This is a genomic window from Pseudomonas syringae CC1557, assembly GCF_000452705.1.
Taxonomy (GTDB): Bacteria; Pseudomonadota; Gammaproteobacteria; order Pseudomonadales; family Pseudomonadaceae; genus Aquipseudomonas; species Aquipseudomonas syringae_F.
This window is the reverse complement of sequence record NZ_CP007014.1, coordinates 2489911-2511223: the sequence shown is the minus strand read 5'-3', so window position 1 is coordinate 2511223 and position 21313 is coordinate 2489911. Positions and strand designations below refer to the sequence as shown.

The 21313-nt window shown below is 58.3% G+C and carries 18 protein-coding genes; 9 read left to right on the top strand and 9 right to left on the bottom strand.

The window, feature by feature from the left end; genetic code table 11:
• Positions 1 to 9: 9 nt before the first annotated feature.
• The 3 genes from N018_RS11455 to galU form a co-directional block, all read right to left on the bottom strand.
• Positions 10 to 1302 carry a PAS domain-containing sensor histidine kinase gene (locus tag N018_RS11455; protein WP_025389634.1) on the bottom strand — a complete coding sequence of 431 codons (1293 nt, stop codon included), beginning with the start codon at positions 1300 to 1302 and terminating at the stop codon, positions 10 to 12.
• A gap of 61 nt (positions 1303 to 1363) precedes the next feature.
• A complete protein-coding gene (gene gorA / locus N018_RS11450; RefSeq protein WP_025389633.1) occupies positions 1364 to 2722 on the bottom strand; it encodes a glutathione-disulfide reductase in 1359 nt (452 codons plus the stop codon).
• Between the two features lie 101 nt (positions 2723 to 2823).
• Entirely contained in the window at positions 2824 to 3663 is an 840-nt protein-coding gene (galU, locus tag N018_RS11445; RefSeq protein ID WP_003315315.1) for a UTP--glucose-1-phosphate uridylyltransferase GalU, read from the bottom strand.
• A 337-nt stretch (positions 3664 to 4000) separates the two neighbouring features.
• On the opposite strand from galU, the gene N018_RS11440 reads away from it, so the two are divergent.
• Positions 4001 to 4282 (top strand): hypothetical protein, encoded by a 282-nt coding sequence (locus N018_RS11440; RefSeq protein ID WP_024646073.1) that lies wholly within the window; start codon positions 4001 to 4003, stop codon positions 4280 to 4282.
• A gap of 72 nt (positions 4283 to 4354) precedes the next feature.
• Here N018_RS11440 and N018_RS11435 read toward each other — a convergent pair whose 3' ends face one another.
• Entirely contained in the window at positions 4355 to 4705 is a 351-nt protein-coding gene (locus N018_RS11435) for a hypothetical protein (protein WP_024646072.1), read from the bottom strand.
• A 170-nt stretch (positions 4706 to 4875) separates the two neighbouring features.
• Here N018_RS11435 and N018_RS11430 point away from each other — a divergent pair, with 170 nt between their 5' ends.
• From N018_RS11430 to alkB, 3 genes are read left to right on the top strand one after another with little or no spacing between them, the layout of a single operon-like run.
• On the top strand, positions 4876 to 5181 hold the full coding sequence (locus N018_RS11430) for a DUF1883 domain-containing protein (protein ID WP_007249367.1): 306 nt from the start codon (positions 4876 to 4878) through the stop codon (positions 5179 to 5181).
• Positions 5182 to 5195: 14 nt separating this feature from the next.
• Positions 5196 to 5378, top strand: coding sequence for a hypothetical protein (locus N018_RS11425; RefSeq protein WP_024673799.1), 183 nt, complete (start codon positions 5196 to 5198; stop codon positions 5376 to 5378).
• Between the two features lie 28 nt (positions 5379 to 5406).
• Positions 5407 to 6093: a DNA oxidative demethylase AlkB gene (gene alkB / locus N018_RS11420; RefSeq protein WP_038401191.1), complete on the top strand. Its 687-nt coding sequence runs from the start codon at positions 5407 to 5409 to the stop codon at positions 6091 to 6093.
• Here the strand turns inward: alkB and N018_RS11415 are convergent, their stop codons facing one another.
• The 4 genes from N018_RS11415 to gnd form a co-directional block, all read right to left on the bottom strand.
• Positions 6094 to 7911, bottom strand: coding sequence for a glycoside hydrolase family 15 protein (locus N018_RS11415; RefSeq protein WP_025389631.1), 1818 nt, complete (start codon positions 7909 to 7911; stop codon positions 6094 to 6096). It lies immediately after the preceding gene.
• A 64-nt stretch (positions 7912 to 7975) separates the two neighbouring features.
• The gene (locus N018_RS11410; RefSeq protein ID WP_025389630.1) at positions 7976 to 8794 is read right to left on the bottom strand and encodes a Cof-type HAD-IIB family hydrolase; all 819 of its coding nucleotides are present in this window, start codon (positions 8792 to 8794) and stop codon (positions 7976 to 7978) included.
• On the bottom strand, positions 8787 to 10319 hold the full coding sequence (gene zwf / locus N018_RS11405; RefSeq protein ID WP_025389629.1) for a glucose-6-phosphate dehydrogenase: 1533 nt from the start codon (positions 10317 to 10319) through the stop codon (positions 8787 to 8789). The genes N018_RS11410 and zwf overlap by 8 nt, the downstream gene beginning before the upstream one ends.
• Positions 10319 to 11293, bottom strand: a complete 975-nt coding sequence (gene gnd, locus N018_RS11400; RefSeq protein WP_025389628.1) for a phosphogluconate dehydrogenase (NAD(+)-dependent, decarboxylating) — start codon at positions 11291 to 11293, stop codon at positions 10319 to 10321. The genes zwf and gnd overlap by 1 nt, the downstream gene beginning before the upstream one ends.
• 328 nt (positions 11294 to 11621) lie before the next feature.
• Between gnd and N018_RS28005 the strand changes: the two genes are divergently transcribed.
• Positions 11622 to 11795 (top strand): DUF6026 family protein, encoded by a 174-nt coding sequence (locus N018_RS28005; RefSeq protein WP_038401188.1) that lies wholly within the window; start codon positions 11622 to 11624, stop codon positions 11793 to 11795.
• Between the two features lie 144 nt (positions 11796 to 11939).
• Here N018_RS28005 and N018_RS11390 read toward each other — a convergent pair whose 3' ends face one another.
• Positions 11940 to 12431, bottom strand: a complete 492-nt coding sequence (locus N018_RS11390; RefSeq protein WP_025389627.1) for a GNAT family N-acetyltransferase — start codon at positions 12429 to 12431, stop codon at positions 11940 to 11942.
• Between the two features lie 608 nt (positions 12432 to 13039).
• Here N018_RS11390 and glgA point away from each other — a divergent pair.
• Genes glgA through N018_RS11370 form a run of 4 tightly spaced genes read left to right on the top strand, consistent with a single transcriptional unit; the run spans position 13040 to position 21307 of the window.
• Positions 13040 to 14632: a glycogen synthase GlgA gene (glgA, locus tag N018_RS11385; protein WP_024646064.1), complete on the top strand. Its 1593-nt coding sequence runs from the start codon at positions 13040 to 13042 to the stop codon at positions 14630 to 14632.
• A 15-nt stretch (positions 14633 to 14647) separates the two neighbouring features.
• Entirely contained in the window at positions 14648 to 16459 is a 1812-nt protein-coding gene (gene treZ / locus N018_RS11380; RefSeq protein ID WP_025389626.1) for a malto-oligosyltrehalose trehalohydrolase, read from the top strand.
• The gene (gene malQ / locus N018_RS11375) at positions 16449 to 18527 is read left to right on the top strand and encodes a 4-alpha-glucanotransferase (RefSeq protein ID WP_025389625.1); all 2079 of its coding nucleotides are present in this window, start codon (positions 16449 to 16451) and stop codon (positions 18525 to 18527) included. The genes treZ and malQ overlap by 11 nt, the downstream gene beginning before the upstream one ends.
• Positions 18524 to 21307 carry a malto-oligosyltrehalose synthase gene (locus N018_RS11370; protein ID WP_025389624.1) on the top strand — a complete coding sequence of 928 codons (2784 nt, stop codon included), beginning with the start codon at positions 18524 to 18526 and terminating at the stop codon, positions 21305 to 21307. The genes malQ and N018_RS11370 overlap by 4 nt, the downstream gene beginning before the upstream one ends.
• The last annotated feature ends 6 nt before the right edge of the window (positions 21308 to 21313 follow it).

Sequence of the window (21313 nt, the reverse complement as noted above, 5' to 3'; positions counted from 1 at the left end):
AAGATCCCGTTATGCAGCATGACAAGGCAAGTACAGATGAACCTCGGTGCCCCGACCTTCGACACTCTTGATCTGCACATGCCCGTCGGCCTGCTTGATAAAACCGTAGACCATGGACAGCCCAAGCCCCGTGCCCTGACCGACCGGCTTGGTGGTGAAAAACGGATCGAATACCCGATCAATGACGCTTTGAGCGATTCCGCACCCCGTGTCCTCGACACTGAGCCGGACATAATCACCCGCAGGCACGCTGACTTGCTGCGCCGCAAGCGTTACAGGCTGGCTACGTACCCACACCTGCCCGCCCGATGGCACGGCATCGCGTGCGTTTATCACCAGATTCAACAAGGCGTTTTCCAGTTGATGCTCGTCGATCTGAATGACACTCAAGCCCTCTTCGAGCTCAATGTGTAATACCGCACGACTGCCTAGCGTACCTCGCAACAGCTCCTCCATCGACCGCACCATGCGATTGATGTCGACCGCACTGACCTCCAGCGACTGACGCCGCGCAAAGGTCAGCAGCCGCTGGGTCAGCACCGCCGCTCGATTGGCCGACGCTGCCGCCGCATCTATGTAGTGCTCGACCTCATCGACCCGACCGGCAGCCAGGCGACGCTTGATAAGATCCAGCGCCCCCAACACCCCGGACAGCATATTGTTGAAATCGTGGGCAATACCTCCGGCCAACTGACCGATAGCGTCCATCTTCTGCGCGTGGCGCAGCACCTCTTCAGCCTGAGCGCGCTCGGCAGTCTCGACCTGCAACAATTCGTAGGCTTTGGCCAGCTCACGGGTCCGCTGCTCGACGCGCATCTCCAGACTTTCATTGAGATCGCGCAACGCCTCTTCAGCTTTGACCTGAGCAGTGATGTCGGTGTGGGTACCCAGCCAATGGGTGATATGGCCCTGCACATCCCGGATGGGCTGCGCACGCGACAGAAACCAGTTGAAAGCACCGTTCTTGCCACGCAGCGGAAAGGTGTCCTCCCAGATAGACCCGGTTGCAAAGCAATATTGCAGCCTGGCCACCACCCGTTCACGATGCTCGATATGCAGAACTGAACGCCAGCCCAGTGCCTTCATGGCTTCAAAGGACGCGCCGGTGTAGGAATACCAGCGCTGGTTGTACCAATTGACCTGACCCCGAGGGTCAGCAGTCCAGGCAAGCTGACTCATGTTGTCGGCCAGCGCCCTGAACTGCTGTTCGCTCTCACGCAACGCATCGATGTGCTGCCGAGCTTCAATATCCTGCGCTGGCAAGTGCAGCGGCATGCGGATCGACGGTTTCTCTCTGTTCACAGGGGTCCATCCTCTTCAAGCTTTTACACCGGAAATCGTCCTGACCTCCGGGTGCCGCGATTTACCGCTGCACCGGGGTCCGCATGGTGACGAATTCTTCTGCGGCCGTCGGATGCACGCCGATCGTATCGTCAAACACCTGCTTGGTCGCGCCGGCCTTGATGGCAATCGCCAGGCTTTGCACGATTTCGCCAGCATCCGGTCCCACCATGTGGCAGCCAAGCACACGATCGGTTTTGGCATCCACCACCAGTTTCATCAAGGTGCGCTCCTGATCGTCCGTCAGGGTCAATTTCATCGGCCGGAAACGGCTTTCGAACACCTGGACGTCATGACCCTCTTTGATGGCATCCTCTTCGGTCAAGCCGACCGTACCAATGTTCGGCAGACTGAAAACCGCTGTCGGGATGTGATTGTAGTCCACCGGACGGTATTGCTCCGGCTTGAAGAGCCGTCGCGCCAAGGCCATGCCTTCAGCCAGCGCAACCGGAGTCAGTTGCACACCGCCGATGACGTCGCCGATAGCCAGAATGGAAGGCTCGCTGCTCTGGTAATGCTCGTCGACCTTGATGTAGCCGTGCTCGTCGAGCTTGACGTCCACGTTGTCGAGACCGAGGTTATCGAGCATAGGCCGACGACCCGTCGCATAAAATACGCAATCGGTTTCCAGCGTGCCGCCGTCCTTCATTGTCAACAGCAGGCTGCCGTCGGGCTGTTTATCGATACGCGCGATATCGCTGTTGAAGCGGATCGTCATGTGACGCTTGAGCAGCTCCTCATGGAGATGGGTACGCACACTGCCATCGAAGCCGCGCAAGAACAGTTCGCCGCGATAGACCAGCGTGGTATCGGCACCCAGCCCGTTGAAAATCGATGCGAATTCCACAGCAATGTAGCCGCCGCCCACCACAACAACGCGCTTCGGCAACGTCTTGAGGTAAAACGCCTCATTGGACGTAATCGCATGCTCGCGCCCGGGCACGTCAGGCACCTGCGGCCAGCCGCCGGTAGCAATCAGAATGCGCTCGGCACTGTAGGTCTGGCCATTGATCTCGACCTGCTGCGGGCCGGTGAGCCTTGCATGCCCTTCGAGCAGCGTCACGCCGCTGTCGACCAGCAACTTGCGGTAGATGCCATTAAGGCGATTGATCTCGCGATCCTTGTTGGCGATCAGCGTCGACCAGTCGAATTCGGCCTCGCCCAGCGACCAGCCAAAACCCTTGGCGTGATCGAAGTCTTCGGAGAAATGCGCACCGTATACCAGCAGCTTCTTCGGGACGCAGCCCACGTTGACGCAGGTACCACCCAGATAGCGACTCTCGGCCACAGCCACCCGCGCACCAAAACCGGCAGCAAAACGTGCCGCCCGAACGCCGCCTGAACCGGCACCAATTACAAACAGATCAAAATCAAAAGCCATCGATATCTCCTGAGCAGAGTCACAGCATAACCGCATGGCGGTCGTTCAGAAATGAAAACGCCACCCGAAGGTGGCGTTTTCACAGCACAGTCATTCAAAAATCAATGAGCTTTGCCGGCTTTGTAGAAATGCTCAAAGCAGAAGTTGGTCGCTTCGATGTAACCTTCGGCGCCACCGCAGTCGAAACGCGTGCCCTTGAATTTGTAGGCAAGCACGTTACCCTCTGCGGCCTGCTTCATCAGGGCATCAGTAATCTGGATCTCGCCACCCTTGCCTGGCTCGGTCTGTTCGATTTTCTCGAAAATGTCCGGAGTCAGAATGTAACGGCCGATAATCGCCAGGTTGGACGGTGCATCTTCAGGCTTTGGTTTTTCAACCATGTCAGTAACGCGGAACAGGCCAGGCTTGATCTCTTCACCCGCGATCACGCCGTACTTGTTGGTTTCAGACGGATCAACTTCCTGGATGGCAATGATCGAGCACCCGTAGTGCTTATGAAGCTTGACCATCTGCGCCAGCACGCCGTCGCCTTCGAGGTTGACGCACAAGTCATCCGCCAGAACCACGGCAAACGCTTCGTTGCCGATCAGCGGACGACCGCTGAGAATAGCGTGGCCCAAACCTTTCATTTCGGTCTGACGGGTGTAGGAAAAGCTGCACTCATCGATCAGTTTGCGGATGCCGACCAGGTATTTCTCTTTGTCAGTACCCTTGATCTGGTGCTCCAGCTCGTAGCTGATGTCAAAGTGATCTTCGAGCGAGCGCTTACCGCGGCCGGTCACGATGGAGATTTCAGTCAGGCCAGCCGCGAGTGCTTCTTCAACACCGTATTGGATCAGCGGCTTGTTGACCACCGGCAGCATTTCCTTGGGCATGGCCTTGGTCGCTGGCAAAAAGCGAGTGCCGTAACCGGCTGCTGGGAACAAGCATTTCTTGATCATAAAAGTCCTTGATAAGGGCTGTTGGTGTTAACGGCGCAGTCTAATCAGGCGGCGGTCACGATACAATGCCCCGCCTTTGGCCGTCCGATGCCTTCATAGAGGAATCCGACGACAGATAGTTCCGCACAATTTCCTCACTGTTGTAGATATCGCGACCAACCCGGCGAGGCTCATGCACCTGAAACCCTGCACCCGGACGGCATTCTGTCGCTTACATTAGTACTACAAAACAGCTAACAGGAATGTAAAACATGGCGGAACGATGGCACGCCATATCAGTCCAACCCTGCAATTGCTGATTTCCCGGCCTTACCTACACCTTCTCGAAGCGAAAAACATGATCAGAATCCTGTCCATTATTGCTGTGCTGGGCCTAACTGGCTGTGCAACTTCCTCTAACACCTACCTGAAAAACGGCAAACAAGGCCTTAGCATCGATTGCTCTGGCGAGGCGATGTCGTGGGCAAGCTGCTATGAAAAAGCCGACGCATCCTGCGCGGGCACAGGCTATGAGATTGTCGGCACCGACGGCACACCGCAACCTGCGGAAAGCGAAAAGACCCTGGGCGTGGACGTCGGCAACTACAAGAGCCGCAGCGTGCTGGTGGTCTGCAAATAATTCCGCTTTCAGCCACCGAATATTCGCCGCCCGACCCCATGCGGTCGGGCGCTATGGACAGGTTTTTATCGGTCAGCCGGAGATACAGGCCTCAGCGGCATTCTGCACATCCCTGAAGCGGATCGGCACATTGGAAAGACGCTCATAGACCTTGATCGTACTGCCACCCGAGCGGCTCTCGACGTCCACCACTGCCGCGGGCGACTTGCTGAGCTTTTGCGCCACGATAATACGCAAACCATCGTGACGGGTCTCAATCAGGGGCGGCTTGCGACTGCTGCTGATCTTGCTGATGAAGCAGTCAGTGTATTCCTTGGGATTCTTCCCCGACATGACGTTCATGGTAGGGGGCGTATGTTCGATATCGTTTACCGTCGCACAGCCGGTCATCGCCAGAGCCAGGACTACTACAGCCAGTTTCATACAAAGTCTCCAGAATAAAGGTGCTACGACAAGACAGGCGGCAATTAAATCCCCACTCGGGCGATTTTTACCAGAAAGACTGCAAATTAATGATGGCCAGCGTCAAATCACGGGCACAGCATGCTATCGTTTTGATTTTTCAGAAAAAGCCCTGCTTCGGAGCCCCGGTCATGAAATTCGTACACCAGCGTGAGCATTTGAACGAGGACGATCTGGTCGTCATCACGTGCTCGCAGACCTGCAATATTCGCCTGATGAACGATGCGAACTTCCGCAGCTTCAAGAACGGTGGCCGTCATACCTACCACGGTGGTGCATTCGATACCTTTCCGGCCAAGATCGCCGCGCCAAGCACCGGCTTCTGGAACATTACCATCGATACCGCGGGACGCAAGGTGGACACCAACGCCGGGCGCAAACCGCCATTTACCCACGCCATCAAGATCGTCCGCCGCTCGACCTCTCAACTGAGATGATGCAAGGAGTCACTGTGAACAATCCCGCCACGCGCACGACCAAATACGCTGTCAGCTATAAGCTGAACGGCGAGCGCCGCTTCGAATTCGCACAGTTGCAGTCCGCTTCTGTCGAAGAAGCCGAAGCCGCATTGAAAAAAATGCACGACCAGAGTGACGATCAGATTACCGACGTCAAGGTCAGCAAAGCGCTCTGACGCCCCTTCCTAGGTGCCTGATCCGATCATGCAGCGTAAAGGTGAAACGCCCGCCACTCTCGACCTGTTTGCCGACCCTGTGCCGCAACCTCGTCGCGACGAGCAGATAGGTCCGGGGTCATGGCTGCTCAGAGGCTTTACGCTGGATGCAATGGAGCCGCTGCTGGCTGCTCTGGAAGCAACCCTGGCCCAGTCCCCGTTCCGCCTCATGCAGACGCCCAGCGGCCTGAACATGTCGGCTGCGCTCAGCAGTTGCGGGCAACTGGGCTGGATCACTGATCGCCACGGTTACCGCTACAGCAGCGTAGATCCGCAAACAGGCAAGCCCTGGCCCGCCATGCCGCATGTTTTCCTGCAACTGGCGCAAAGCGCTGCGCTGGCTGCCGGTTATCGTAACTTCTTGCCGGATGCCTGCCTGATCAATCGTTATATTCCCGGTGCAAAGATGTCACTGCATCAGGACCGCAACGAGCATGACCATCAATGGCCCGTGGTCTCGGTATCACTCGGCATCCCGGCCATTTTCCAGTTCGGCGGCATGCTGCGCAGCGACAAGACGCAGCGCATCTCATTGTTTCACGGCGATGTCGTGGTCTGGGGCGGCGAAGACAGGCTGCGCTTCCACGGTATTCTGCCGGTCAAACAGGCCGAGCATCCCGTACTGGGCGAGCAGCGCATCAACCTGACCTTTCGCAAAGCCGGTCGACACGACTGATCAACTCGCAGCAAGCTCGCCGGACGTTCGCGCCAGCGCCGGACATACCACCCGGTGCAGGTTCAATGCAGTATTGATGATGCCGATGTGACTGAACGCCTGAGGGAAATTGCCCAGCATCCGGCCATCTTTCGGATCATATTGCTCGGCCAGCAAGCCTACGTCATTGCACAGGCCGCACAGCCGCTCGAATAGCCTCGTAGCATCATCAGCACGCCCGAGCAGCACGTAGGCATCGGCCAGCCAGAAGGAGCAGACCAGAAACGTGCCCTCCCGCCCCGCCACACCATCATCACTGCGCTCGTTGTTATAACGCAGCAGCAGACCATCCTGCATCAGCGTGCGCTCGATCCTGGCGACAGTGCCGATGACACGAGGGTCATCAGGCGGAAGGAAGCCGGTCAGAACAACCTGCAACAGGCTGGCGTCGACCTCGGTAGCGCCGTAGGTTTGCACAAAGCTATTCAGCTGGGTATCAAAACCGTTGCGACAGACGTCGGCATGAATTTCATCCGCGACCAGCCGGTAATGCTCGGCCAGCGCGCGATCTTCATCATTTTCAGCAGCCTGCGCAATTTGCGTGGAGTTGCGATCAAACGCTACCCACGCCATGATTTTCGAATGTGTGAAATGACGCGGTTCGGAGCGAATCTCCCAGATCCCGGCGTCCGGCAGGTGCCAAATGGTTTCCAGGTAGGGCATGACCACCTTGGAGATCGCCACACTGCGCGGGTGCGCTGACATGCCTCCGCGAAGCGCTTGAATCATCGCATCGGCGACCTCGCCATACACGTCGAGCTGGACCTGGGTCGCAGCGCCATTGCCAACGCGCACGGGTTGCGAATGCTCGTAGCCGCTCAGCCAGGGAAGCTCATATTCCTGCAAGCGTCGCTCACCGCCTACGCCATACATGATCTGAATCTGCTCCGGGTTACCTGCAACTGAACGCAAAAGCCAGTCCCGCCAGGCCGTGGCTTCCTCGAAATAGCCGAGGTTCATGAAAGCCAACAGCGTCATCGTTGCATCACGCAACCAGCAGTATCGATAATCCCAGTTACGCTCGCCACCGAGTTGTTCGGGCAATGACGTGGTCACTGCGGCGACGATGCCGCCGGTAGGCGCGTAGGTCATGGCTTTGAGGGTGATCAACGAGCGTTTGACCTGCTCCGTCCATGGCCCGACATCCGGGCACCGGTCAGAAAACTCACGCCAGTAGCTGACAGTGGTCTGAAGCGCCTGCTCGACATCGATATTAGCCAGCAAAGGCTCGTAGGAGGCCTGATAAGCCAGCGTAAAGACTTTGCGCTCGCCTTCGGCCACCTGAAAATGACTGGCAGTGTGATGATCTTGAGGATGCAGCGGCACCGCACTGCGCAGCACCAGCATTTCCGGCCCCGCTACAGCAGTCAGGGTATGTGCGTCTTTTTTCTCGACCCATGGCACGCTGCTGCCGTAATCGAAGCGAATGGCGATGTCGACCGTAAATTCGACCTGCCCCTCCAGCCCGACAACAATGCGCACTACATGCCCGCTGGTGTTCATGGGCATGAAATCGATCAGCATCGCGCGTCCGTCGCGGGTTTCAAAGACGGTTTCGAGAACCAGCGTGCCTTCTCGATAACGGCGCTCGACCGAAATCACCTCGGCCGTCGGCGCTATCTTCCAGCGCCCATGATCGCTGTTGCCCAGCAGCGCCGCGAAGCACGCGGTGGAATCAAAGCGGGGAAAACACAACCAGTCCAGCGAACCATCCCGGGCGACCAGCGCCGCAGTCTGACAGTTGCCCAGCAACGCATAGTCTTCGATCAATCCAGCCATTCAGAAATGCCCGTCATGTAGATGATTCGTTGCGGTTCGGCGGACCTCCCCGCGCCAGGCCGGTTCAGGCTGGCAGGATATAGCGCTCGATAGCGCGAGCCACACCGTCCTGCTCGTTGCTATCTGTAACATGGTCAGCCTGTCCCTGAACTGTCGGCTCACCCTGTCCCATTGCAATCGATACGCCGGCCTTGTGAAACATCGCCACGTCGTTGCCGCCATCGCCGATAGCCGCCGTGCGTGAAAGCTCGACACCCAGGTACTCCGCAAGCGTCACCAGGGCCGACCCCTTGTTGGCATCCAGCGCAGTGACATCCAGGTAATACTTTTGCGAGCGCGCGGCCAGCGCAAGCCCGTCGATCAAGGGGTTAAGCCGGGTTTCCAGGGTCTTGAGCAGCTCGAAGTCGGCACTGGCCGCAACAATCTTGTCGACCCGGTCGAGATAGGGTTCGAAGCTCTCGACCTGGATATACTCGTAACCCAGCGCATCACGCTCGTGATCGACGTAATCCCCTGCCGGGTCAAGCAACAGCCACTGGTCATCGGCAAACACCCAGATAGCCACCTTCTCGCCAGCAAAAAGATCAAGGCAGGTACGCACTGCGGTCTGATCGATGCGGTGAGCGACAAGCAGGCTGCCGTCGGCATGCGTAATGGTGCCGCCATTGAACGCGACGGTCGGCAGATCGACGCCCAGCGCCTCGATCACCTGACGCATGGCTCTAGGCGGACGGCTGCTGGCCAATGTGAAATGTATGCCTGCTGCCCGCAGGCGTCCGATGGCATCGATATTGGCCTGACTCAGACTGTGGTCACGCCGCAGCAGCGTGCCGTCGATATCGGACATCACGAACTGCACAGGCAATGAAGATGCTTCAGACATTCAGTTCTCTCCATTCGCGGCCGTCACGGCTCAACAGCTCCTCACCGGCGGCAGGACCATCCTTGCCGGCTTCGTACAGCTGCACCTCTGACTTCTTCGCCCAGGCGTCGAGAAACGGTTGAACGGCACGCCAGCCGTTTTCGATATTATCGGCACGCTGAAACAGGGTCTGGTCGCCGGTCAGGCAATCGTAGATCAGCGTTTCGTAGCCGGTTGAAGGCTGCATTTCGAAGAAGTCCTTGTAAGCGAAGCCCAAGGCGATGTCTTCCATGTCCAGCGTCGGGCCCGGGCGCTTGGCAAACAGATCGAACCACATGCCTTCGTTGGGCTGGATCTGAATCCGCAGGTAGTTGGGTTTGAGCCGGTCTACCTCGGTATCGCGAAACTGCGCATAGGGCGCCGGCTTGAAGCAGATGGCGATCTCGGTACTGCGAGCGCTCATGCGTTTGCCGGTACGCAGATAGAACGGCACACCCACCCAGCGCCAGTTGTCGACCATCACCTTGAGCGCAACGTAAGTCTCGGTGGTGCTGTCGGCCTCTACCCGGTCTTCCTGGCGATAGCCTACGGCTTTCTTGTCGCCGGTCACCCCTTCTGCATACTGGCCGCGCACCGAGTTGGCCAACGCTTCCTCTTCGCTCCACGGGCGAATCGCCCCGATCACCTTGGCTTTTTCGCCGCGCACGGCATCAGCGCCAAACGCCGCTGGAGGTTCCATCGCGACCATCGCCAACAGCTGAAACAGGTGATTGGGAACCATGTCGCGCAGGGCACCGGTGTGCTCGTAAAAGCTGCCACGTGTTTCAACACCGACGGTTTCCGCCGCAGTGATCTGCACATGGTCGATGTAATGATTGTTCCAGAAGGACTCGAACAAGCCGTTCGAGAAACGGCTGACCAGAATGTTCTGCACCGTCTCCTTGCCCAGATAATGATCGATGCGGTAGATCTGCTTCTCGCTCATCACCTTGAGCAGGCACTGGTTGAGTTCGACGGCACTGGCCAGATCGGAGCCAAACGGCTTTTCGATCACTACGCGACGAAACCCGTCATCGGTCTCGTTCAGCAGGCCGGATGAACCAAGGCGCTGGGCGACCTCACTGAAGAAGCGCGGCGCTGTGGCGAGATAGAACACCGCGTTGGCTGCGCCGGTGCTCTTGATCTTGCTGTCGATGTCGCGGTAGGTCGAATCGTCGAGAAAGTCGCCCTGCACGTAACTGATGCGCTCGGCCAGCTTGCTCCATAGCGCAGGATCAAGCGGCTCCTTGCCACCACCGGCAACCTTGCCAGCGGCTTCTTCACGAATGAAATTTTCCAGCTTTTTCGCGAAGTCGGCATCGCTGATCGCATTGTGATCGACGCCGACAATGTGCAGACCTTCGTCCACCAGGCCGTCGCGTGACAGGTTATACAGCGCCGGCATCAGCAGACGCTTGACCAGATCGCCATGAGCCCCGAACAGAAACAGCGTCGTGGCTGGCGCCACTTCCGGTTTCTGGTCGGCGGTGCCACGCGACAGGCCCATTATTTCGGTTCCTTGTGGCCACCAAATCCAAAGCGCATCGCGGACAGCATCTTGTCTGCATATGAACTGGTCTGACGCGAACGGAAGCGTGCAAACAAGGCACTGGAGAGTACCGGAACCGGCACGGCTTGCTCGATGGCAGCCTCGATGGTCCAGCGCCCTTCACCGCTGTCGGCAACCGAGCCGGAGAAGGCATCCAGCTGTGGATCGGTGGCCAGTGCATCGGCAGTCAGGTCCAGCAGCCAGGACGAAACCACACTGCCGCGGCGCCAGACTTCGGCAATGTCGGCGGTGTTCAGGTCAAAGCGTTGCTCGGCAGGCAGATGCTCGGAGTTCTTCTGTTTGAGAAGGTCGAAGCCCTCGGCGAATGCCTGCATCATCCCGTATTCGATGCCGTTGTGAATCATCTTCACGAAATGGCCGGAGCCCGCAGGGCCGGAGTGAATATAGCCACGCTCGGCGCGATCATCATCGGAGACACGATCCTTGGTGCGTTCGATGGAGCCCAGGCCGGGGGCCAGCGTTGCGAACAGCGGGTCGAGACGACGCACAATGGCGTCTTCACCACCGATCATCATGCAGTAACCACGCTCCAGCCCCCACACGCCGCCGGACGTACCCACGTCAACGTAGTGCAGACCTTTTGCGGTCAGTTCCTGAGCACGACGCATGTCATCCTTGTAGAAGGTATTGCCGCCGTCGATGATCACGTCATCGGCTTCAAGCACCTGACTGAGCATCTGAATGGTGTCTTCGGTCGGGGCGCCGGCCGGGAGCATGACCCAGATAGCACGAGGCTTTGCCAGAGCGGCAACCATTTCTGTCAGGCCGGCAACGGCAGTGGCCCCGTCATTGGCCAGGGCGCTGCGTGATGCTTCGTCACGGTCGTACACCACGGTAGTGTGACCATCCAGCATCAAACGTCGTGCGATGTTGCCGCCCATGCGGCCCAGTCCAATAATCCCAAGTTGCATGAAGGTGCTCCTTAAATCGTAAAAAGGTGCCTCACCTGCCGTACAGCGCTTCAACAGGATGTGAGCATGCAGGTTAGTCAAGCGAGGCAGAACGTCGGTTCCCTTATAAGGACATTCGCATAAGAGAAGTGACGGCGAGAACGCCCTCAGTCGGTGCATTTTGGCGTGATCGGCGCTCACCCGCGACCATTAAAAATAAAAAAGTTCCAAAAAAGCGCAAAAGAATTCAGAATCGGAGCCGATAGAGAGGTAAGCAGCGGCGCTCAGGGATTGAAAGTCATTGCTCAGGACCTTTCTGAGGTTGAATCCGCCATTTGCGAGGTGAGCAATGGGAACTGTACTACCACCAGTTGCACCACAAACCCTGTACGTCACTATCCGTCGCGACGAACTGCGTGCATTGAAAGAAGAACGTGAGCAGTTGCAGCGAAAGGTCGCTTATTTAAGCGTAATGCTGCAGCAAAGCCAGCTTTCTGCGCCAGGCGCAATGCTTCACGCCTGACAGCAGACTCTACAACGTTTCAGACCGCACCGTGGCAAGCCCGATACGCTGGCTTGCCCGCTTGATCCAGCCCCCTCATTCATACTGCCTTCAAGCTCTTCAAATCCCCCGATAGATGCGCCCTTTCTCGATACGTATCGCGTATCAGAGCGATTTCTGCCAAAACATGGCGCGACCCATTTCCGGGTTCAACTGATAATTGTCAAAACCCATCTTTTTGTAAGCGCCCTGCGCGACGTCATTCCCCTCAAGCACCTCCAAAGTCAGCTTGCAGCAGCCGCGCTGACGCGCGATTTCTTCGACCTTGGCCAGCATCTTCTGGCTGATGCCCAACCCCCGGTACTGCGAAATGACCGCGACGTCATGAATATTGACCAGCGGACGACAGGCAAACGTGGAAAAGCCCTCGAAACAGTTGACCAGCCCTACCGGCTCGCCAGAGACGAAGGCCAGTACACTGAACGCATGTGAGCGCTTGGCCAGTTCGATCGCCAGTTGCTGACGAGTATCGGCTGAAATGGGTCGACCCGCGCCCATGGCATCCATAGAGTATTCGTTCAGGACAAATCCAATGGCATCCGCATGCACAGGATTTGTATAGCTCGCTTGCAGTACCAGCACCTCAGGGGCTTCCATTTCCGTCCTCGTCAACAATTCGAAACAGCGTGTTCAAATCAGTGTGCTTCGGTGACGCCAGCGCCATCTCCCGAATATCACAGGTCGATTCTATCCTGCCTCGACTTGAATTGTTCCAGCACAGATGCAGGAAATTTCCTATGGTGCACGGAGATAGTGCGTCAACTGCACCCGGAAAAGGCGCAACGCACTGATTGGGTTCGGACGGCACTTGAACGAGGCCTGGCGTACCCTCGGAGCAGGCCTGCAAAAGAGGATTGTCGAACGATCCGACGGCCGGTCACGCGCTGACAATGTGCGATATTTCGCCCCTTAAACGCGCAACACCTTAATGACAGGCGCCTGCAGCCGACCGCCGGACGGGCGCAACGCCGCGCCCCAGACATTCGCGCATAAAAAAGTGGAAACTTCTCAAAAATGGCTGGGTCAGGTGAATAGAGCATCTATGCTATTGGCTGACATCCGGTAATGGCGACATCACGCCGCTTTGTCACTGCGCCAAGCCCGAACGGGTATCGATCTTGCGTAGTGCACGTATGTGTACCGGCCATAGGAAATGGCCAATAACAACCAAGTGATGCACCAATACTGTTTTAAGGGGAAAAACGATGATTAGCGCCGCTGTCAAAACCCAGAAGGGAGAGAGTTTTAGTCAGCCGGTCGGCGAGCTGACTCATCTACCGGTTTTTGCGACTACTAATTTGCCTGCGTTGCATATACCGCCTGCACCGACACAACAAACCATGTCTCAGGTCAACAGACGTAAAGTGCTGTTCGTGACCTCAGAGCTGGCCGACCTGGTGAAAACCGGCGGTCTGGGTGATGTGTCTGCCGCACTGCCACGTGCCATGCGCCACCTGCATGACGTTCGGGTCCTGATTCCCGGTTATCCGCAAGTCATCAACAGTGGCAATCCGATCCACATCATCAGTCAGTTGGGTGGCCATGCCGCGCTTCCACCGTGCAAGGTGGGCCGCATGGACATGAAAGACGGCCTGGTGATTTATGTACTGATCTGCCCCGAGCTGTATGAGCGCGAGGGCACGCCCTACGCGGATACCGAAGGTCGCGACTGGTCCGACAACCACATTCGCTTTGCCCGTCTCGGCCTGGCCGCAGCAGAGTTTGCTGCAGGCGAAGTGAAAAGCCAGTGGTGCCCCGAACTGGTTCACGCACATGACTGGCCAGCCGGTCTGGCGCCCGCTTATATGCGCTGGCGCGGACAGTCCACGCCAAGCATCTTTACCGTTCACAACCTGGCTTATCAAGGCACGGTAAGTACCGCGTCGAGCCGCGAGCTGGGCATTCCGGACGAGGCCATCAATCCGGAGGGTATGGAATTCTACGGCCAGCTGTCGTTCATTAAGGCCGGCATGGCCTATGCGAGCCACATCACTACTGTCAGCGCCACTTATGCTCGGGAAATCACCACCCCTGAATTCGGCTGCGGGCTTGAAGGCTTTCTGCAGAGCAAGGCAAAAAAGGGCCAGCTCAGCGGTATCCCGAACGGCATCGACGAAAGCTGGGACGCAGCCACCGACGAACACCTGATCTGCCATTTCGCACCAAACGAGTGGACGCGCAAGGAGATCAACGCCGATCACGTCCGTGAACTGTTCGAACTGGATGAGTCCACCGGCCCTCTGTTCGCCGTGGTTTCACGCCTGGTCTATCAAAAAGGCCTGGATCTGACCATTGGCGTTGCCGAGCATATCGTCAACAACGGCGGGCAGATTGCGATCATCGGCCGAGGCGAACCCGAGGAAGAAGAGGCCATGCGCGAGCTGGCGGCACGCTTCCCGGGTCGCATCGGGGTTCGTGTTGGCTTCAACGAGACTGATGCGCGCCGCATGTTCGCTGGCAGCGATTTCCTGCTGATGCCGTCCCGCTATGAGCCTTGCGGCTTGAGCCAGATGTACGCACAGCGTTTCGGTTCGCTGCCGATTGCCCGCAACACCGGCGGCCTGGCTGACACCATCGAAGATGGCGTGACCGGCTTCCTGTTCAATGAATCCACGGTTGAAAGCTACATGGAAGCGCTGAACCGGGCTTTCAATGTGTTCTCTCACCCGGAATTACTCAACGCCATGCGCTGCCGCGCAATGGCCGCCCCGTTCAATTGGCATCAGGCCGTGGAGCCCTATGCAGAACTTTACCGCGACCTGCTGAAGAAAAACGTGGGCGTTTCAACTCACTACTAGGAAAAGGATCGATGGATGCCACTGCGTACAGATGATAACTGGCGCCACGGCGCCGTTTTGCTGGATTCTGATCACACCCGCTTTGCCCTCTGGGCGCCGGATGCCGAATACGTCAGTGTCGAACTGCAGGATGGCCAGTCTCTGGCCATGCTGCCGCAGCCTGAAGGCTGGTTTGTTCTCGACGCAAGCTGCAAGGCAGGCACCCGATACCGCTTCAAGATCAATCACGAGCTGGAAGTACCCGACCCGGCGTCACGCGCCCAAGTCGATGACGTACATTCGCAAAGCGTCGTGGTTGACCCTGCTTATTCATGGCAAAACCCCGAATGGAAAGGTCGTCCATGGCACGAGGCAGTCATCTATGAGCTGCACGTCGGTGCCATGGGTGGCTATGCAGGGGTGGAAAAACACCTGCCGCGCCTGGCAGCCCTGGGCGTCACTGCCATCGAACTGATGCCCCTGGCGCAGTTCCCGGGTGATCGCAACTGGGGGTATGACGGCGTGCTGCCGTATGCTCCGCAGTCTTCCTACGGCACGCCAGAACAGCTCAAGCACCTGATCGACACTGCCCATGAACACGGCCTGATGGTGATTCTGGACGTGGTGTACAACCACTTCGGTCCGGATGGCAATTACCTCGGCAGTTACGCCAAGGAATTTTTCCGTAGCGACCTGCATACACCATGGGGCGACGCCATCGATTTTCGCCGCCCGCAAGTGCGTGACTACTTCGTCGACAACGCCCTGATGTGGCTGCTCGAATACCGCTTTGACGGGCTACGCATGGACGCCGTACATGCTATTCGCGACGAGACATTCCTTCCGGAATTCGCGGAGCGTGTGCGCGCGCAGATCGAACCGTCCAGGCGCGTCTGGCTGAACCTCGAAAACGAGTTCAATCAAGCCAGCCTGCTCGACAAGGGCTTCGATGCGCAGTGGGACGATGACGGTCACAACACGCTTCACGTGCTGTTGACCGGTGAAACCGACGCCTACTATTCGGACTTTGCCAAGGAGCCGACGCAAAAGCTCGCACGCCTGCTCAGTGAGGGCTTTGTCTATCAGGGTGAACCCACTCGCCATGGCCACACCCGAGGCGAACCAAGCGGTCATCTGCCGCCCAGCGCGTTCGTGTTGTTCCTGCAAAACCATGACCAGATCGGCAATCGCGCCCTTGGCGAACGCCTGCCGCTGCTGTGCTCACCCGAAGCGCTCAAGGCGGCGACTGCCCTGCTGCTGCTCTCGCCGATGATTCCCCTGATGTTCATGGGTGATGAATGGGCGGCCAGCGAGCCGTTTCTGTTCTTCACCAGCCATCATGGCGAACTGGCCGATGCAGTACGCGAAGGTCGTCGTAAGGAATTTGCCGACTTTGCAGCGTTCGCCGACCCGGAAAAGCGCGAGCATATCCCCGACCCGAACGACATCAAGACATTCGAAGCATCACGTCCTGCATTCGCGGCCGTTGACCTGGAAACCGACAAGGGCGCCGACCATCGCAACTGGCTCGATTTCTACACGCGTCTGCTGGCCTTGCGTCATAAGGAAATCGTGCCTCGCCTGCAAGGCGCTCGGTTCTTGAAAACCGACATCCTCGGTGACAAGGCGGTCAGCGCACGCTGGACGCTGGGCGACGGGACGGTGCTGCGCATCGATCTGAACCTCAGCGAACACGCGGTCGATACACCGCCTCAGCAAGAGGCACGGCTGATTTTCGCCAGCCCGGAAAAATCGTCCGAACTTTCACGTCAGGGCATCCTCAATCCATACACGGCCATTGTCAGCCTGACAGCAAGTGATGTTCTGGAGGAACAGGATGAACAATGAGCAATTGGAGAGGCTTGCGACCGCAGCCGGCTTGTCGGTGCATTGGGTCGACGCCAACGCTCGCCCGCAAACCGTCAGCCCTGACGTTTTGCGCAAGGTTCTCGAAGCACTGGGCTTTTCTGCTGAAAATGGTGAGGCGATAGACGCCAGCCTGCAACGCCTGCAAGTCGAACGCCACGCAGCCAGCGCCCCGCCGCTGCTGACGGTCGAACTGGACAGCAACCTTGATCTGTCCGCGTGGTTTGCGCCGGAAACGCCCTTCACGCTGCACCTTGAAGACGGCTCATCACTGAATGCCAGGCTGACCACAACAGGCGAACTGCCCGCTCTCGCGCCGCCTGGCTATCAACAGCTCGAAATCGACGGGCAGCACCTGACCATCGCAGTTGCTCCGAAAACCTGTTTCAGCATGGCGATGGCGACTGATGCTGATGTGCCGCGTGGCTGGGGTCTGACTGCCCAGCTGTACAGCCTGCGCCGCAAGGGTGATGGAGGCTTTGGCGATACCGAGGCACTTGAGACGCTGGTGCGCTCTGCCGGAGAGCGTGGTGCTGACGCACTCGGTATCAGCCCCATCCACGCGATGTTCGCTAACGATGCGCACCGCTACAGCCCCTACTCGCCGTCCAGCCGCCTGTTTCTGAATAGCCTGTACGCCTCGCCGGGGGCCATTCTGGGTGAGCGCGCCTGGCGTGACGCTATCGAACAGGCCGGTGTCGGCGACGAAATGAAACGCCTGGAAACGCTGCACCTGATTGACTGGCCAGCGGCTGCCAACGCGAAGTGGAAAGCGCTGCACGCACTTTACGAAACATTCAGCAAAGCGGCTCATCCGCTGCACGAAGACTTCAACAGCTTCCGCCACAGCGGTGGCGAAGCGCTGGAAAATCACTGTCGCTTCGAGGCCCTGCGGGCCGAATCCACCAGGCTTGGCATAGGCGATAACTGGCATGAGTGGCCAGCTGAATTCAAGAATCCGCGTGGCAAGGCCGTCGTCGATTTTGCGGCCAGCCACAGCGAACAGATCAGCTTCCATGCGTTCGCTCAGTGGTTGATCGACCGCAGCCTTAAACGGGCCCAGGATGCCGCCCGCAGCAGTGGCATGCGCATCGGCCTGATCGCCGATCTGGCCGTTGGCGCCGACGGTGCCGGCAGTCAGGCGTGGAGCCGTCAGGATGAGTTGTTGTCAGCCCTGACCGTTGGTGCACCGCCCGATATCCTCAACCGAGCAGGACAAAGCTGGGGCATTTCGGCTTTTTCGCCGGACGGCCTCAAGCGCAACGGTTTTCGCGCCTTTATCGAGATGCTGCGGGCCAACTTTGCCCACGCTGGCGGTCTGCGTATCGACCACGTCATGGGCCTGCAACGGCTGTGGGTGATCCCTGTGGGGTCGCCACCTAGCGAAGGTGCCTATCTGAATTTCCCGCTGGACGACATGCTGCGCCTGCTAAGCCTTGAGTCCTGGCGACACAAGGCAATCGTATTGGGTGAAGACCTCGGTACGGTGCCTGAAGGCCTTGGCGACAAGCTCAGCGCGCGCGCGATTCTCGGCATGCGCGTCCTGTTGTTCGAACAGAACAATGGTCAGTTCAAACCGATCCTCGACTGGTCCGATCAGGCGCTGGCGACCACCAGCACGCACGATCTGCCGACCTTGGCTGGCTGGATCAGCGAGCTGGATATCGAATGGAACGCACGTCTGGATCACATCGACGAGGAACGCGAAGCGCAATGGCGTGAGGAGCGTGTCCGCGAGTATCACAGCCTGCGACTTGCCCTTAGCCAGAACATTGAAGACCTGCCTGCCGACAGCGAAGCCCCGGAGCAGATCATCGACGCCAGCGTCCGTTACCTCGGTCTGACTCGCGCGCCGCTGGTATTGCTGCCCATCGAAGATGCGCTGGGTGTCGAGGAGCAGGCCAACCTGCCCGGCACCATAGACAGCCACCCGAACTGGCGCAGACGTCTGCCCGGTGAGGCTGCCACCTTGCTTGATAACCCACATGCTGCTCGAAGACTGGAATTGCTCTCTCAATCCCGGCTGCAAGCTGCGGAGCGTGACCGATGAGCCGTCCATTACAACCCTTGCGCGCTACCCAGCGCCTGCAATTCCATAAAGACTTCACGCTGGACGACGCTGTCCCTCTGGTGCCTTATTTCGCCAGCCTCGGTATCAGCCATATCTACGCATCGCCGTTGTTGAAGGCACGTGCTGGCTCCATGCATGGCTACGATGTGGTGGACCCGACCGTCATCAACCCCGAGCTGGGCGGTGAACCTGCCCTGCTGCGTCTGGTTGCGACCCTGCGCGAACACGGCATGGGCCTGATTCTGGACATCGTGTCCAACCACATGGCCGTCGGTGGTGCAGACAACCCTTGGTGGCTGGACCTTTTGGAGTGGGGCCGTCGCAGTCCTTACGCCGACTTCTTCGATATCCAGTGGAATTCGCCCGATCCGCTGCTGGAGGGTCAACTGTTGCTGCCGTTTCTGAGCAGCGATTACGGCACCGTCTTGCAGGCTGGAGAGATCCCGCTGCGCTTCAATGCTGATCAGGGCTCGTTCTACATCGAGCACTATCAGCATCATTTTCCGATCTGCCCCCTGACCTACGGCGCGCTGTTGCAGTCGACAGATAACGCGCAATTGAAGGAGCTGGCACAGCGCTTCAAGGCCTTGGCGGACTACCCGCAGGCCTACGAGCGTGCGCGTCAGGCCAAGGCTGAACTGGCCGAGCTGGCGAAAGACTCAGAGGCCCGCAAGGCCATCGACCAGTTGCTCGCGCAGTTCGACTCCAGCAATGCGCAAGGTTTCCAGCGTCTGCATCAGTTACTGGAGCGCCAGCACTATCGTCTGGCCAGTTGGCGAACCGCAGGGGATGACATCAACTGGCGGCGCTTTTTCGACATCAATGAACTGGGCGGCTTGCGTGTCGAGTTGCCACAAGTGTTTGAAGCCACTCACGGCAAGATTTTCCAGTTGGTTGCAGATGGCCTGGTAGACGGTCTGCGCATCGATCATATCGATGGTCTGGCCGACCCGCGCGGCTATGGCCGCAAGCTGCACCGCCGGGTCAAGAGCCTGCTCAAGCAACGTCCAGCCGACGCGCAAATCGAACACTTGCCGATCTTCGTCGAGAAGATTCTCGGTCCTGATGAGCCACTGCGCGAAGACTGGAGCGTAGACGGCACCACCGGCTACGAATTCATGAATCAGGTGTCGCTGCTGCAACACGACCCCAAGGGCAAGGAGCCATTGAGCGAGCTGTGGAGCCGCCTGAGCGAGCGGACCGCTGACTTCGATCAGGAAGTGCTGGTGGCTCGGGATCTGGTCCTGCACGGCACCCTGGCGGGTGATTTCGAGAACGTTGCGCAGTCCTTGCTGCAAGTGGCGCGCAGTGACTTGATGAGCCGCGACCTGACACTCGGTGCGATCCGCCGGGCGTTGCTGGCCCTGGTGGTGAATTTCCCGATCTACCGTACCTACATTTCGGTCTGTGGACGATCGGCGCAGGACGATCATTACTTTCAGGAGGCGATGGAAGGGGCTCGTACCCTCCTGAGTGAAGGCGACTGGCCGGTGCTGGATTATCTGGACCGCTGGCTGGGTGGCGAAGCGTGGCGTCAGTTGCCCCGCGGGCATCTGCGCAAGCTGTACAAGAATGCCTGCGTGCGCTTCCAGCAACTGACCTCCCCGGTCGCTGCCAAGTCGGTCGAAGACACCTCGTTCTATCGGTCCGCAGTGCTGCTGTCGCGAAATGACGTTGGCTTTCATCCGCAGCATTTCAGCGCGCCGGTCGAAGACTTTCATCAGGTCTGCCTGCAACGTCTGGAAAAGTTTCCCGACAATCTGCTGACCACTGCGACGCACGACCACAAGCGTGGCGAAGACACCCGCACGCGTCTCGCTGTACTCAGCGAATGCGCGCCCTGGTATGCCGAGCAGGTGGAACGCTGGCGGCAGCTCGCACTGCCGTTGAAGGGCGAGGAATCGGCCATCAGCGCCGGTGACGAACTGATGCTTTATCAGGCATTGCTGGGCAGCTGGCCTTTGAATCTCGAAGGTGAAGAGGCCCATGAGGCGTATGCCAAACGTATGGTCCAGTGGCAGGAAAAGGCCCTGCGCGAAGCCAAGTTGCAAAGCAGCTGGAGCGCGCCCAATCAGCCTTACGAAACTGCCTGTCGCGAGTTTCTGCAAAACCTGTTACTGGCTCCCGAAGCACTGGCGCTGCGCCAGTCCCTCAGTGCTACAGCCCACCGCATCGCTACCGCAGGCGCGCTCAACAGCCTGGCGCAAACCTTGCTACGCTTGACTGTGCCCGGTGTCCCTGATCTGTATCAGGGTACCGAGTACTGGGATTTCAGCCTGGTGGATCCGGACAACCGTCGGCCGGTGGATTATGCAGCCCGTCAGAAGTCGCTGGCAGAAGAGACCCAGGTGGAAGACCTGTTAAGTCACTGGCAGGACGGCCGAATCAAACAGACGCTGATTGCGAAGGTGTTGAACCTGCGGGCGACGCATCCAACGCTGTTCAGCGAGGGGGAATATATCCCGCTGGAAATAAAGGGCAGTCATGCCGAGCAGGTAATGGCGTTTGCCCGAGTTACGCAAGGAGTGCGCGCGATCATCGTAGTCCCACGCATAAGCAGTGAACTATTGGGCACTGCACAAACTCCATTGATTAATGCTGCCAATTGGGGCGACACGCAGATTATCGTGCCATTTTCCGCTTCCGGTTCAGACTGGAAAGGCCTCTTTTCTGACGTTGTCGTGATAAATGACCGGGAATTGCCGCTCAGCGCAGTGCTGGAGAGATTTTCCGTCAATATGCTTATTCAAACTACGTAATACCTG